A 14014-nucleotide genomic window follows, 5' to 3' on the forward strand; every position below is an offset into this window, starting at 1 on the left:
GCTGAAGTCTGCCTCAAGATTGCGAAAACAAAGCGCGCACTCTAACCGCTGTGCTCTATCGGACGCCAGCCATGGCGCTGAATATCCACACGATTGTTCAGGATGGTGACGCCTTCAGAACGTAATCGTGCCCGTTGTTCGTCCCCCGAAGGGCTGCCCAGCGGCAGGCTGATCCGACCGCCGGCACCCAATACCCGGTGCCACGGCAGTCTGGTATCGCCGGGTAGTTGGCTGAGGGTCCGGCCAACCCAGCGGGCGGCGCGCCCCAGACCCGCGAGTTCGGCCAGCTGACCATAGCTGACCACTTTGCCTTCAGGTACTTGGGCAAGGGTCGAATAAAGCGCCGTGCGTCGGATTTGCACTTCGCTTTCATCGGGAGGGTTCGGCTCTTTCACCGGTGCGGTTCCTGAACATCAGTCGTGTGGATGGGCTTAAGCGTAATCGCTCGTCGGCCAGATGAGAAATGAACTCAATGGAAATCGTCCGGTCAGTCCTTGTCAGGGTCTTATTCCTCCGGATAATGCCGACCTTTTTTCGCAAACTTGAGCCCTTGAACTGCTTATGCTGTCCAGAACCCTGCTGTGCCTTGCTGTTTTCAGTGCATCCACGCCCCTGCTTGCCGACACCGTCTGGTTGAAGAACGGTGACAAATTGAGCGGCAAGATTTCCGTTTTCGATGGCGGCAAATTGCTGATTCAGACCCAGTACGCGGGTGCGGTCACCATTGACTGGAAAGAGGTCAAGACCCTGCAGAGCGATCAGGAACTGCTGGTCAAACAGGACGCATACAACGGTGAAAAGGCCAAGTCGCTGACCGCCGCCGATGACGGCAAGGTCACTCTGGCCAACGGCGAGGCGCCGAAAACCGTCGAGCTGGCGAGTATCCAGCAGATTCTCAAACCGAAACCGGTGGTCGAAGATCTGGTGTGGAAAGGCAATATCGGTCTGGCGATGGACTATCAGCGGGCGGAAAAGGACACCGACGATTACGACATCGACTTCAAGACCACGGCACGTCATGGTCGCTGGCGGCACACTGCCGAGGGCGAATACAACCGCGAGGTGCAGGACGACGAAGTCACCACCAATAACTGGCGCGCTGAATACGCGCTCGACCGTTTCCTCACCGACAAGTGGTTCTGGCAGGGGCGCCTGAACTACAAGCGTGATTACGTTGAAGAGCTGTCACGTCAGCGCGTGGTCGGTACCGGTCCGGGCTACCAGTTCTGGGACGACGAGCTGGGGGCGTTCTCGCTCGGCTCGCTGCTCAACCGCACCGATTACGAGTACAGCGATGGCGGCAAGGATAATTTCTATTCGGTCGCCATGAAGTGGGATTACAACCGCTACCTGATTGGCAAGAAGGTCGAGTTCTTCACCAACGGCGAACTGGGCAAGCCGCTGTCGGATGTGGCCAATTACGCGCTGGATGCCGAGATGGGGCTGCGTTACAAGGTTACTGACTGGGCGTCGCTCAATCTCAAGGCCGAGCGCGACATCATCAGTGGCACGAAGGACGCAGATTTGAACAAGACCCGCTACACCGCAGGGTTTGGCGTGGCCTGGTAAGGCACAAGCAAAAGATCGCAGCCTGCGGCAGCGCCTACAGGGGAATGGTATTTATCCCGTAGGAGCTGCCGCAGGCTGCGATCTTTTTTTGCGTCTGGAAAACAGACACCCACAAAAAAGCCCCGCTTTTGAGGGCGGGGCTCTTTTCTAAAGAAGCTACAAGTTAGATAACTTGTACTTCTTCAGCTTGCATGCCTTTCTGACCGCGGGTAGCGATGAAAGAAACCTGTTGGCCTTCTTTCAGGCTTTTGAAGCCGTCGGATTGGATAGCTTTGAAGTGAACGAACAGGTCGTCACCGGATTGTGGAGTGATGAAGCCGAAGCCTTTTTCATCGTTGAACCACTTAACGGTACCGGTTTGGCGATTAGACATGGTGTAACTCCTTGAACAAAGATAACTGCGACTCAGGAAGAACCCTGGCCGAGACTGAGTGCAAAGAGCAGGAAAAATTCTTGTAGATGGTTGGATCGAAATTCAACATATCGTGTAGAGATTCTCAGTGACACAAGCAGCACAGTGGCGCCACCTTAACCCTTTTTCCGGAACGTGCCAATGCTTCTTGCGAAGGTTTCTCTGTTTTAAGGATCGGCGGTGTGACGCTTCGTCGCCAGGACGCGTATTTCCAGCGTGTTCGCCGAGAATTGCAGCGCACACTTTGAACCCGGCGGCGCGCCCGGTAAGATGCCGGACAGATTTTTTCCACCTCGCTATTCAGGACACCCGCCATGAGCATCAAATCGGACAAGTGGATTCGCCGCATGGCGCAGGAACACGGCATGATCGAGCCTTTCGTCGAGCGCCAGGTGCGCGGCAGCGACGACAGCCGTGTGATCTCCTACGGTGTGTCGAGCTACGGCTACGATGTGCGTTGCACCAACCATTTCAAGGTGTTCACCAACATCAATTCGGCGATCGTCGACCCGAAAAACTTCGACGCCGGCAGCTTTGTCGACATCCACAGCGACGTCTGCATCATTCCGCCGAACTCCTTCGCCCTGGCCAGCACCGTCGAGTACTTCCGCATTCCGCGCAACGTATTGACCATCTGCCTGGGTAAAAGCACCTATGCGCGTTGCGGCATCATCGTCAACGTCACCCCGCTCGAGCCTGAGTGGGAAGGTCATGTGACGCTGGAGTTTTCCAACACCACCAACCTGCCGGCGAAGATTTACGCCAACGAAGGTGTGGCGCAGATGCTGTTCCTCGAATCCGACGAACAATGCGAAGTTTCCTATAAGGATCGCGGCGGCAAGTATCAAGGCCAGCGTGGCGTGACCCTGCCGCGTACCTGATCCGTCCGGCAGTTCGCGGGAATTCTTTGGTGGGCAGGCACTCTATGGGGTGTACTGCCCGTTTTTGCTTCTGGCAAAACGGGCCTTCGCCGAGGAGGTTGCATGAAGATCGATCCGCATATCACCGCCGAACTGGCAAGGCTTGAGCCCAATCAGGTTGGCGTTTTGGCCTGGTCATTGTTGGCACACCCGGCTTTCCATATGGCTGGCGGCATTCCCGGTCAGCCTGATCCCGATACTCCCAACGAACAACCGACCGAACCGGGCGAGCCGACGCTGCCGGACGAGCCGCCACCCGCGCCAGTGGCTTGAGCCGCTGCCCGATCATGGCCAGTTGGCCGAGGTGTGCCCTGTACCTCAGCTGACTGGCCATATTTCGTTGTCGCCGACGACGAAAATCCTGCAGTTGCCATCTTTCTCTACCGCAAAGCCGCCGGTAAACGCGCCAAACGCTGGCAGCAGGCTCAAACCTTCGCCCAGCCGGAAGCACGCCAGACGCAAGCGCTGCCGCCCTTTGCCGTTAAGCCGATAGACGGGATGCACGTGCCCGGCCAGCACATGCCGTTCCGGGTGCGGGTCGGGTTCGTGTTGCAAGGCAAACGGCCCGAGCAGCATCGGTTCCGGAACCACGCGGATATTCAGTGCCGCTGGCGGGTCCCCGGCGCGTTTGTCGTGGTTGCCGCGAATCAGTGTCATCGGCAGATCCGCGTGACGTGCGCGCCATTCGGCCAAGGCATTGAGCGTGCCCGCCGAATGCGAGCCGGGACCGTGCAGAAAGTCACCGAGGAAAATCAGCTGCCGGCAGGGCAGCCTCGCCAGCAAACGGTCGAGCACTTCGATGTTCGCCGTCGTGGTGCCTTGTGGCACCGGCTGGCCGAGGCTGCGGTACGCCGCAGCCTTGCCGAAATGCACGTCGGCGATCAGCAGCGCTTGCTGCGCTGGCCAGTACAGAGCCTTTTCCGGCAGCAGCCAGAGTTCCTCGCCGGCCAGGCGCACGGGATACGCTGCACTCATGAGGCTTGACCCTTGTCGGCGGATTGCTCCAGATCGCCGACCATGCGCCGGATGCGGTCGGCAAGTTTTTCCGAGCTCATGCTTTCGCGCATGCGCTCCACCAGCAACGGAAAGCCCAGCGGTGTAGGCCGTTTGATCAGGTGCATGTCCAGTTTCATCCGGTTGATTCGCTCCAATGTCTGTTCCAGACGACGGATATCCAGTTCTTCCCGCAAGACTTCTTCCCCGGCCTGGGCCAGCAGCAGGTTGTCGGCGTCGTATTGCTTGAATACTTCGAAGAACAATCCGCTGGAGGCCTGCACCTGACGGGTACTTTTCGGTGCGCCGGGATAGCCGGCGAACACCAGCCCGGCGATTCGCGCAATTTCGCGAAAGCGCCGCAACGCCAGCTCCCCGGCATTCAGGCTGGCGAGCACGTCGCGCAGCAGCTGCTCGGGGCTGAGCAGTGCTGCATCGAATTGCCCGGACCAATCGACCGGTGTGGCGCTGAGCAACTCCAGCCCGTAATCATTGACCGCAATCGAAAACGTCAGCGGCTGGCGCTGGCTCATGCGCCACGCCAACAGGCTGGCGAGCCCCAAATGCACCTGGCGCCCGGCAAACGGGTAGAGGAAAAGATGCCAGCCTTCGCGGGATTTCAGCACCTCCGCCAACAGACTGTCGGAAGTGGGCAGACCCGACCAGCGCGCCTGGGTTTGCAGCAACGGTTGCAGCGCGTGCATTTCCGGGCCGACAAACTCACCCCGCGCGGCTGCTGTGAAGCGACTGACCACGGCGGCGGCCAATTCGTTGGAAAGCGGCATCCGCCCGCCATTCCAGCGCGGCACGGCGGCTTTCTTTGCGGTGCTGCGTTTGACGTACGCGGTCATGTTTTCCACCCGCACCAATTCCAGCAAGCGTCCGGCGAACAGAAAGCCGTCACCCGGTTTCAGCCGCGCAATAAAACCTTCCTCGACGCTGCCCAATTGCTTGCCGCCGCCACCCTTGCTCCAGAATTTCAGATGGATGCTCGCATCGCTGACGATGGTGCCGATGCTCATGCGATGACGGCGGGCGAGCCGTGCATCGGGGACGCGCCAGACGCCGTTTTCGTCCGGTTCGACCCGGCGGTAATCCGGATAGGCTGTCAGAGACAGCCCGCCGTGACGTACGAACGCCAGCGCCCAGGCCCAGTCCGCCAGCGTCAGGTCTCGATAAGCCCAGGCACCACGGACTTCTTCGTACAGCGCCTCGGGAATAAAGCCACCGCCCAGCGCCATGCTGACCAAATGCTGCACCAGCACATCCAGCGGTTGGTGCGGCGACAGGCGCGGTTCGATGAGTCGCTGCGCCACGGCATCGCGTGCGGCGACGGCTTCGATCAGTTCCAGGCTGTGGGTCGGCACCAGCGTCACTCGCGAGGTGCGCCCCGGCGCGTGACCGGAGCGCCCGGCGCGTTGCATCAGCCGCGCCACGCCCTTGGCCGAGCCGATTTGCAACACCCGCTCGACGGGCAGAAAGTCCACGCCCAGATCCAGGCTCGAGGTGCAGACTACGGCTTTCAACTGCCCGTCCTTCAACGCTTGCTCGACCCAGTCGCGGGTCTCGCGGGCCAGCGAACTGTGGTGCAGTGCGATCAACCCGGCCCAGTCAGGCCGCGCTTCGAGCAACGCCTGATACCAGATCTCCGACTGCGCGCGGGTATTGGTGAATACCAGGCTGCTGGCGCAGGCGTCGAGCTCGGCGACAACCTGCGGCAGCATCTTCAGACCAATGTGCCCGGCCCACGGAAAACGTTCGATGGCGGGCGGGATCAAGGTGTCGACCTTGAGTGATTTTTCGCTCTGGCCCTGCACGCTGATGCCGCCGCCCTGTGGGATCAGCACCTGTTCGGCGTGAGCTTGATTACCGAGGGTCGCGGACACGCCCCAGACGATCAGTTCCGGTTGCCAGTGGCGCAGGCGGGCGAGGGCCAGTTGCAGCTGTACGCCGCGTTTGTTGCCGAGCAGTTCGTGCCATTCATCGACGACGATCATGCGCAGGCTCGACAGTGCGGTTTGTGCGTCGGCGCGGGCGAGCAGCAGGGTCAGGCTTTCCGGGGTGGTGATCAGCGTGGTCGGCAGGCGTCGGCCCTGACGTGCGCGTTCAGCGCTGCTGGTGTCGCCGGTGCGCAGACCGATGCTCCATGGAATCTGCAAATCAGTGACGGGCGTTTGCAGGGCGCGAGCGGTGTCGGCGGCGAGGGCGCGCATTGGCGTGATCCACAGCACGGTCAGCGGCTCGGCCGGTGCTTTGCGTTTTTTGCTGTCTGCGATGAGAGGCTTTACACGGGCGAAGCGGTTGAGCGCGGCGAACCACACCGCATAGGTTTTACCGGCGCCGGTGCTGGCATGGAGCAACCCCGACTGACCTTGTTTGACGGCGGCCCATACCTGCTTTTGAAAGGCGAACGGCTTCCAGTTGCGTGCGTTGAACCAGGTTTTTGCGAGGTCGGTGGAGGTGGGCATACCGGCGGCGTGCGCTCTGAACGTGTTCCTTCAGTGACCGCGCCGACTGGCGAAAGGTTTAATCACGCCGCAATCCCCGTGTAGGAGCTGCCGCAGGCTGCGATCTTTTGATCTTGAAAGGCAACATCAAAAGATCGCAGCCTGCGGCAGGTCCTACACAAGGGATTCGGGTTACTTGAGGTTACCGCTGAGGAACTGCTTCAGCCGTTCGCTCTTCGGGTTGCCCAGAACGTCTTCCGGCACGCCTTCTTCTTCCACCAGCCCTTGATGCAGGAACAACACCTGGCTGGAGACCTTCCGGGCGAAGCTCATTTCATGGGTCACCATGATCATCGTCCGGCCTTCCTCGGCCAGCCCCTGAATCACCCGCAACACCTCACCCACCAGCTCCGGGTCGAGTGCCGAGGTCGGTTCGTCGAACAACATCACCTCCGGCTCCATCGCCAGCGCCCGGGCAATCGCCACCCGCTGTTGCTGGCCGCCGGAGAGAAACGCCGGGTACTGATCGGCGACGCGCGCCGGCAGGCCAACCTTGTCCAGGTAACGCCGGGCGCGGTCTTCCGCTTCCTGTTTGCTGCAACCGAGCACCCGGCGCGGGGCCATGGTGATGTTTTCCAGCACGGTCATGTGGCTCCACAGGTTGAAGTGCTGGAACACCATCGCCAGTCGCGTGCGCAGGCGTTGCAGTTCATTCGGGTCGGCGACATGCATGCCGTGGCGGTCGGTGACCATGCGGATCGCCTGGCCATCAAGGCTCATGGCGCCATCGTTGGGTTGTTCGAGGAAGTTGATGCAGCGCAAAAAGGTGCTTTTGCCCGAGCCGCTGGCGCCGATCAGGCTGATCACGTCGCCGGTCCTGGCCTTGAGCGAAACGCCTTTGAGTACCTGATGGTCGCCATAGCTTTTGTGCAGACCTTCAACCGTCAATTTGTACATGGGACAGACATCCTCAAGGCGAAAGTAGATAGCCGCTGCGATAGGCTTCGGCGCCGGCCACGTGGGCGATCACCATGCCGGCAGTGGCCATGCGCCGCAGCGAGCGGGCGTACATGACGCCGGCAGCGGTGCAATGAATGGGGGTGACCCGGTCGTGGATCGGGTCGATGATTTCGGCAATCTGTTGCCCGGCTTGCAGGTATTGCCCGGCCGTGGCGGTGTACACCAGCAAGCCGCCGACCGGCGTGGTCACCGGTTCGACGCCGGCCAGCGGCGTGGCGGGGAAGGGCAGGGGCGGCTGCGGCTTGGTCTCGCCGACGATCGCATCGAACTGGATCAGGTAATCGATCAAGGCTTGGCAGTCACGACTGGCCATCGGGTGATTGACGTCACCCTGGCCGCGCAACTCCACGGTCACCGAAAAACTGCCCAGCGGAATCTCGAAGTGCTCGCCAAAGCGTTCCTGCAGTTGCCACCACAGCAGGGTGAAGCATTCGTCGAACGACTGGCCGCCGGAATCGGTGGCCAGCAAGCTTGCCTGGGCTTCGATGTAACGCGCCAGCGGCTCGACCTGCGGCCACGCCTCGGGCGTGGTGTAGAGGTGAACCACCGATTCGAAATCGCAGTGCAGATCCAGCACCATGTCGGCATCACACGCCAGCCGTTGCAGGGTCAGGCGCTGGGATTGCAGTTGTGTGGCGGGTGTCTGGCGGGCGAGGGCGTTGCGCAGGCTGGCGCGGATCAGCTCAAGGTTGCGCTGCGGGTCGTCGCCCAGCTGGCCCTCGATGGCGTTGCCGATTTCTTCGCTGAGGTCGACGAACCAGCGATTGAAATTCTGCCCGCTTTCCATCTCGTAACGGCCCAGCGGCACGTCCATCAGCACTTGTTCGAGGCCGACCGGATTGGCCACCGGCACCAGCACGATCTGACTGCGCAGGCGCCCGGCGGCTTCCAGCTCCGCCAGGCGCTGCTTGAGGTGCCAGGCCACGAGCATGCCGGGCATTTCGTCGGCATGCAGCGAGGACTGGATGTAGATCTTGCCTTGGGCCTGCTCCGGGCCGAAGTGGAAGCTGTGGATCTGGCGTGCGGTCCCCGGCACCGGGGCCAACAGGTCATGGATCTGGTGTCGCATTACAGGGTTTCCTAGTGGGTCGGCCCGAGGAAGGCCAGCCATCGGCGTTCGGCGAGGCGGAACAGGCCGACCAGCGCGAAGGTGATGGTCAGGTAGATCAGCGCGGCGATGCCGAACGACTGGAAGGTCAGGTAGGTCGCCGAGTTGGCGTCCCGTGCCACTTTCAGGATGTCGGGGATGGTCGCGGTGAAGGCCACGGTGGTCGAGTGCAGCATCAGGATCACTTCGTTGCTGTAATACGGCAACGAACGGCGCAGCGCCGAGGGCATGATCACGTAGGCATACAGCTTCCAGCCGGTCAGACCGTAGGCCTTGGCCGCTTCGACTTCACCGTGGTTCATGCTGCGGATCGCCCCGGCGAAAATCTCCGTGGTGTAGGCGCAGGTGTTCAAGGCAAACGCGAGGATCGTGCAGTTCATCGCATCGCGAAAGAAACTGTCGAGCAACGGCTGCGCGCGCACGGCGGCCAGGCTGTAGATCCCGGTGTAGCAGATCAGCAACTGGATATAGAGCGGCGTGCCACGGAACAGGTAGGTGTAGAACTGCACCGGCCAGCGCACATAGAAGCGCGACGAGACCCGGGCAATCGACAGCGGGATCGATGCCAGGAACCCGATGAAGATCGAGGCGCTGAGCAACCACATCGTCATCGCCAGCCCGGTGATGTTGGTGCCGTCGGTATAAAGGAAGGGTTTCCAGTATTCCTGCAGGAGTTCGATCATCGTACGGCCTCCCGGGCACCGGCGGCGTAACGACGCTCAAGCCAGCGCAGGATAACGTTGGATGCACTGGTGATCAGCAGATAGATCAAGGCGGCGAGTACCAGGAAGTAGAACAGTTGATAGGTGCTTTTACCGGCGTCCTGCGCGGCTTTGACCAGATCCGCCAGACCGATGATCGACACCAGCGCAGTGGCCTTGAGCATTACCATCCAGTTGTTGCCAATGCCCGGCAAGGCAAAACGCATCATTTGCGGGAACACCACGAAGCGAAAGCGCTGGCCGCGTTTGAGGCCGTAGGCGGTGGCCGCTTCGACCTGACCGCGCGGTACGGCGAGAATCGCGCCACGGAAGGTTTCGGTGAAATACGCACCATAGATGAAGCCCAGCGTGATCACCCCGGCGGTAAAGGAGTCGATTTCGATGTAGTCCCACTCCATGACGTCGGTCAGGGCGGTCAGCCAGGTTTGCAGGCTGTAGAAAATCAGCAGCATCAGCACCAGATCCGGCACGCCGCGGATCAGCGTGGTGTAGAGCTGGGCAGGCAGGCGCAGCAGTTTGGATTTCGACAGTTTGGCACTGGCGCCCAAGAGACCGAGCAACACGGCCACCAGCAGCGACAACGCCGACAATTTGATGGTCATCCAGGTGCCTTCCAACAGCAACGGACCGAAGCCCTTGAGGCTGAAGGCGGAGAGCCCCAGATTTTGTAAGAGGTTTTCGAACATAAATCAGCAACCTGAGCGGATGGAAAAGGCGCCCATCGAGTGATGGGCGCCAGGGCATTATTTACCGCTGTACAGATTCAGATCGCCAAAGTGTTTCTTTTGAATCTCGGCGTATTTGCCGTCATCGTGTAACGCTTTGATACCTTTATCTAAAAGCGCCTTCAGCTCTTTGTTACCTTTCTTAATACCGACAGCGGTTTTGGCTGGCAGCAATTCGCTGTCGACCGGCTTGCTGACTTCGTAGTTGGCGCCATCCGGCGACTTCAAAAAGCCCAGTTCGGCTTGCAGCATGTCCTGGATCGAGGCGTCGAGGCGGCCGTTTTTCAGGTCGGCGTAGACCTGGTCCTGGTTGGCGTAAGCCTGGATTTTCACCCCGGCCTTCTCCAGTACGGCCTTGGCGTAGGCTTCCTGGATGGTGCCTTGCTCGTAACCGACGGATTTGCCCTTGAGAGAGGCGACGTCATCGCTCAGGCCGGAACCCTTCTTGAACACGTAGGAAGTCGGGCCGGAGAACAGTTCGCTGGAGAAATCGATCGCCTTTTCACGGGCCGGGGTCACGGTCATCGACGAGATCACACCGTCGAATTTGTTGGCGTTGAGGCCCGGAATCATGCCGTCGAAGTCGCTTTCAACCCATTTGCACTTGACCTTCAGCTCGGCGCAGATCGCGTTGCCCAGGTCGATGTCGAAGCCCACCAGGCTGCCGTCGGCCGCTTTCGACTCGAACGGTGCGTAGGAAGGATCAACGCCAAAACGCAGCTCTTTGTATTCCTTGGCCAGCGCGGAGCCGGCAGCCATGCACAACGCCAGTGCAGAAAGGGTCAGCAATGCTTTTTTCATTATTCAATCCCTAAGAACCAATATGAGCGCTTGTGGCGCAGAATTATTGTTACTGGAACGCGTACGACCTATAGAAAGTAGCAATTTCCGAACCATAGTCCCGAACAAGTGTTTTAAAAGGTTGGGGGAGGGACGAGGGAGAGGGATTGGTGCACGGAACCGGGCGGCTGTTGAAGGCTGCACCAAGTTGGGTCGAGACACGCGTTTTTCTGTGGTTGAGAGGACCAGGGGTGAGGTGATTTGTGGTGAGGGGATTTATCCCCGATGGGCTGCGAAGCGGCCCCCAGTGTTCTTTCAGCAAACCGCGCGTACCGGATTTGCGGCTGCTGCGCAGCCGATCGGGGATAAATCCCCTCACCACAAAATTCCCTCACCACAGGGAATTCATTCAGGATGATTGGAGGTTTGTCCCCGGAAACCGGGTCAGGCCAGCAAATCCTGCAACGTCGCCAGGCTGTCGGCCTCATCCACTGTCTTGTCCTGGCGCCAGCGCAGCATGCGTGGAAAACGCACGGCAATGCCGCTCTTGTGCCGTCGCGACAGGGCGATGCCTTCGAAACCCAGTTCGAACACCAGACTCGGTTTGACGCTACTGACCGGGCCGAATTTTTCCACGGTGGTCTTGCGCACGATGCTGTCGACCTGACGCATCTCCTCGTCGGTCAGCCCCGAATAGGCCTTGGCAAACGGCACCAGCGCCCGTTGGCTGGATTCGGGCGGGCCGTCCCACACGGCGAAGGTGTAATCGCTGTACAGACTGGCGCGCCGGCCATGGCCGCGCTGGGCGTAGATCAATACCGCATCGACGCTGAACGGATCGACCTTCCACTTCCACCACACGCCCATGTCCTTGGTCCGGCCCACGCCATACAGGGCGTCGCGGGCCTTGAGCATCATGCCCTCGACCCCCAGTCGCCGTGAGGCTTCGCGTTGCCGGGCGAGGTCGAACCAGTCACTGCCAGTGAGCATCGGCGAGGCCAGTAACACCGGGTTGTTACCGTGGGCGATCACTTGTTCCAGTTGCGCACGCCGTTCGGCCTGCGGACGATTGCGCCAGTCTTCGCCCTGCCACTCCAGCAAGTCGTAGGCGAGCAGCACCACCGGCACTTCTTCGAGGATCTTCTTGTCGAGGGTTTTACGCCCGATGCGTTGCTGCAGCAGGGCGAAGGGTTGCACCGCCGGCGCAGCTGTCGATTGCGGGTCGAACGCGTCTTCAGTGCTGGGGTGGGTGCTTTTCCAGACCACGATTTCGCCGTCGATCACCGTGCCGTCGGGTAACGCGTGGATCAACGTATCGAATTCGGGAAAGCGTTCGGTCACCAGTTCTTCACCGCGTGACCAGACCCACAACCGACCCTCGCGCTTGACCACCTGCGCGCGGATCCCGTCCCACTTCCATTCCACCTGCCAGTTGCTCGCCGGGCCCAGCAAGGTTTCGAACTCTTCCACCGGTTGCGACAAGGCATGGGCGAGGAAAAACGGGTAGGGCTGGCCGCCGCGCTGAGCGTGTTCGTCGGCGGATTCCGGGGCGATCAGTTTCAGGTAGCTGGCCGCGTTCGGCCGGTTCGACAGGTCGGTGTAACCCACCAGACGCTGCGCCACACGTTTGCTGTCGAGGCCGGCCATCGATGCCAACGCGCGAGTGACCAACAGTTTCGATACGCCGACGCGGAAGCTGCCAGTGATCAATTTGATGCACAGCATCAGGCTCGGCCGGTCCAGCTGCGCCCACAGTGCGGGCAGTTGGCGGGCGAGATACTCCGGGGTTTCACCGCGCAGCGGCAGCAGCTTGTCTTCGATCCATTCGGCGAGGCCGGCCTCGGAGCTGTGCGAATTTTCCGGGAGCACCAGCGAAATGGTTTCCGCCAGATCGCCGACGGATTGATAGCTTTCCTCGAACAGCCACGGCTGCAACCCCGAGGCCTCCACCGCCAGTTCGCGCAGGATGCGCACCGGCACCAGTTGTCGCGGGCGCCCGCCCGACAGAAAGTACACCGCCCATGCCGCATCTTGCGGTGCAGCCTGGGCGAAGTAGGCTTGCATGGCGGCCAGTTTGGCGTTGCTGGACGTGGTGGCGTCGAGTTCGGCATACAACTCGGCGAAGGCTTTCATGCTTGCACCTCGGCGATGGCAGGTTCGGCGTCAATGTTTTCCTCTTCATCGTCGCCGTATTCGGTGTTGAAGCCCTGCGCATCCAGGCCTTGTTCACGCAGATGGCGCACCAGCACGCCGATCGAACCGTGGGTGACCATCACCCGTTCGGCGCCGGTCTGTTCGATCGCCCAGAGCAGGCCCGGCCAATCGGCGTGATCCGACAGCACGAAACCACGATCCACGCCGCGCCGCCGGCGGGTGCCGCGCAGGCGCATCCAGCCGCTGGCAAACGCATCGCTGAAATCACCGAACCGGCGCATCCAGGTGCTGCCGCCCGCCGAGGGCGGGGCGATGACCAGCGCCTGACGCATGATCGGGTCGGATTTTTTGATGTCGCCGGCGTAGATCGTCGGCGGCAGGTGCACGCCGGCCTCGCGGTAGACCCGGTTCAGCGGCTCGACGGCTCCATGGCTGAGGATCGGACCGAGGCTGGCGTCGATACCGTGCAGAATCCGCTGAGCCTTGCCGAATGAATAACAGAACAGCACGCTGGCCTTGCCCGCCGCGATGTTTGCCTGCCACCACTGGTTGATCTCGCTGAACACCTGCGCCTGTGGCTGCCAGCGGTAGATCGGCAGGCCGAAGGTCGATTCGGTGATAAAGGTGTGGCAGCGCACCGGTTCGAACGGCGCGCAGGTGCCATCGGGTTCGATCTTGTAGTCGCCGGACGCGACCCAGACTTCACCGCCGTATTCCAGACGCACCTGGGCCGAACCGAGCACATGCCCGGCCGGATGGAAACTCAAGGTCACGCCGTGGTGGGTCAGCCGCTGGCCGTAGGCGAGGGTTTGCAGGTTGATGTCCTGACCCAGGCGCGCGCGCAAAATCCCTTCGCTGGCGCTGCTGGCAAGGTAGTGCTGATTGCCGTTACGGGCGTGATCGCCGTGGGCATGGGTGATCACCGAACGCTCGACCGGGCGCCACGGATCAATATAGAAATCCCCGGCAGGGCAGTACAAACCTTCGGGGCGGGCGATAACAAGGTCCATGTCGTTACCAGAATGGAGGGCTTGTTAGCTATGAGGTGGGCGCGAGTCCGGAAGTTCTATCGGGTTTTTATGTGGGGCGAAAAGCAAAAGATCGCAGCCTTCGGCAGCTCCTGCAGGATGTTCACCATTCCCATGTAGGAGCTGCCGAAGGCTG

14 protein-coding genes are annotated in these 14014 nt (G+C 60.9%); 3 read left to right on the forward strand and 11 right to left on the reverse strand.

Annotation, left to right across the window (positions count from 1 at the left end; translation table 11 throughout):
• Positions 1-41: 41 nt before the first annotated feature.
• Complete coding sequence (locus AC193Q_RS26525; RefSeq protein WP_047292044.1) at positions 42-395, reverse strand: MGMT family protein; 354 nt, start codon at positions 393-395, stop codon at positions 42-44.
• A 166-nt stretch (positions 396-561) separates the two neighbouring features.
• On the opposite strand from AC193Q_RS26525, the gene AC193Q_RS26530 reads away from it, so the two are divergent.
• Positions 562-1569, forward strand: coding sequence for a DUF481 domain-containing protein (locus AC193Q_RS26530; RefSeq protein WP_095667354.1), 1008 nt, complete (start codon positions 562-564; stop codon positions 1567-1569).
• 163 nt (positions 1570-1732) lie between these two features.
• Here the strand turns inward: AC193Q_RS26530 and AC193Q_RS26535 are convergent, their stop codons facing one another.
• Entirely contained in the window at positions 1733-1942 is a 210-nt protein-coding gene (locus tag AC193Q_RS26535) for a cold-shock protein (protein WP_002554837.1), read from the reverse strand.
• A 353-nt stretch (positions 1943-2295) separates the two neighbouring features.
• Between AC193Q_RS26535 and dcd the strand changes: the two genes are divergently transcribed.
• Together dcd and AC193Q_RS26545 are read left to right on the forward strand one after the other, a co-directional pair.
• Positions 2296-2862 (forward strand): dCTP deaminase, encoded by a 567-nt coding sequence (gene dcd, locus AC193Q_RS26540; RefSeq protein ID WP_003222308.1) that lies wholly within the window; start codon positions 2296-2298, stop codon positions 2860-2862.
• A gap of 102 nt (positions 2863-2964) precedes the next feature.
• A complete protein-coding gene (locus AC193Q_RS26545) occupies positions 2965-3174 on the forward strand; it encodes a hypothetical protein (protein WP_047292047.1) in 210 nt (69 codons plus the stop codon).
• 45 nt (positions 3175-3219) lie between these two features.
• On the opposite strand, the gene pdeM is transcribed toward AC193Q_RS26545, so the two are convergent.
• The 9 genes from pdeM to AC193Q_RS26590 all read right to left on the reverse strand — a co-directional run bounded on the left by pdeM (position 3220) and on the right by AC193Q_RS26590 (position 13860).
• Positions 3220-3876 carry a ligase-associated DNA damage response endonuclease PdeM gene (gene pdeM / locus AC193Q_RS26550; protein WP_047292049.1) on the reverse strand — a complete coding sequence of 219 codons (657 nt, stop codon included), beginning with the start codon at positions 3874-3876 and terminating at the stop codon, positions 3220-3222.
• Positions 3873-6362: a ligase-associated DNA damage response DEXH box helicase gene (locus AC193Q_RS26555; protein ID WP_121184081.1), complete on the reverse strand. Its 2490-nt coding sequence runs from the start codon at positions 6360-6362 to the stop codon at positions 3873-3875. The genes pdeM and AC193Q_RS26555 overlap by 4 nt, the downstream gene beginning before the upstream one ends.
• Before the next feature lie 171 nt (positions 6363-6533).
• Complete coding sequence (locus tag AC193Q_RS26560; RefSeq protein ID WP_121184083.1) at positions 6534-7298, reverse strand: ATP-binding cassette domain-containing protein; 765 nt, start codon at positions 7296-7298, stop codon at positions 6534-6536.
• Positions 7299-7311: 13 nt separating this feature from the next.
• Positions 7312-8430, reverse strand: coding sequence for a succinylglutamate desuccinylase/aspartoacylase family protein (locus AC193Q_RS26565; RefSeq protein ID WP_047292055.1), 1119 nt, complete (start codon positions 8428-8430; stop codon positions 7312-7314).
• A gap of 11 nt (positions 8431-8441) precedes the next feature.
• A complete protein-coding gene (locus tag AC193Q_RS26570) occupies positions 8442-9152 on the reverse strand; it encodes an ABC transporter permease (RefSeq protein ID WP_047292057.1) in 711 nt (236 codons plus the stop codon).
• A complete protein-coding gene (locus AC193Q_RS26575; RefSeq protein WP_003222319.1) occupies positions 9149-9877 on the reverse strand; it encodes an ABC transporter permease in 729 nt (242 codons plus the stop codon). Before AC193Q_RS26575 ends, AC193Q_RS26570 begins: the two co-directional genes overlap by 4 nt.
• A 57-nt stretch (positions 9878-9934) precedes the next feature.
• Entirely contained in the window at positions 9935-10717 is a 783-nt protein-coding gene (locus AC193Q_RS26580; protein ID WP_003222321.1) for a transporter substrate-binding domain-containing protein, read from the reverse strand.
• A gap of 423 nt (positions 10718-11140) precedes the next feature.
• On the reverse strand, positions 11141-12829 hold the full coding sequence (locus tag AC193Q_RS26585) for an ATP-dependent DNA ligase (protein ID WP_121184085.1): 1689 nt from the start codon (positions 12827-12829) through the stop codon (positions 11141-11143).
• The gene (locus AC193Q_RS26590; protein ID WP_121184087.1) at positions 12826-13860 is read right to left on the reverse strand and encodes a ligase-associated DNA damage response exonuclease; all 1035 of its coding nucleotides are present in this window, start codon (positions 13858-13860) and stop codon (positions 12826-12828) included. Before AC193Q_RS26590 ends, AC193Q_RS26585 begins: the two co-directional genes overlap by 4 nt.
• Between the last annotated feature and the right edge of the window lie 154 nt (positions 13861-14014).

Source organism: Pseudomonas sp. F2 (assembly GCF_057174385.1).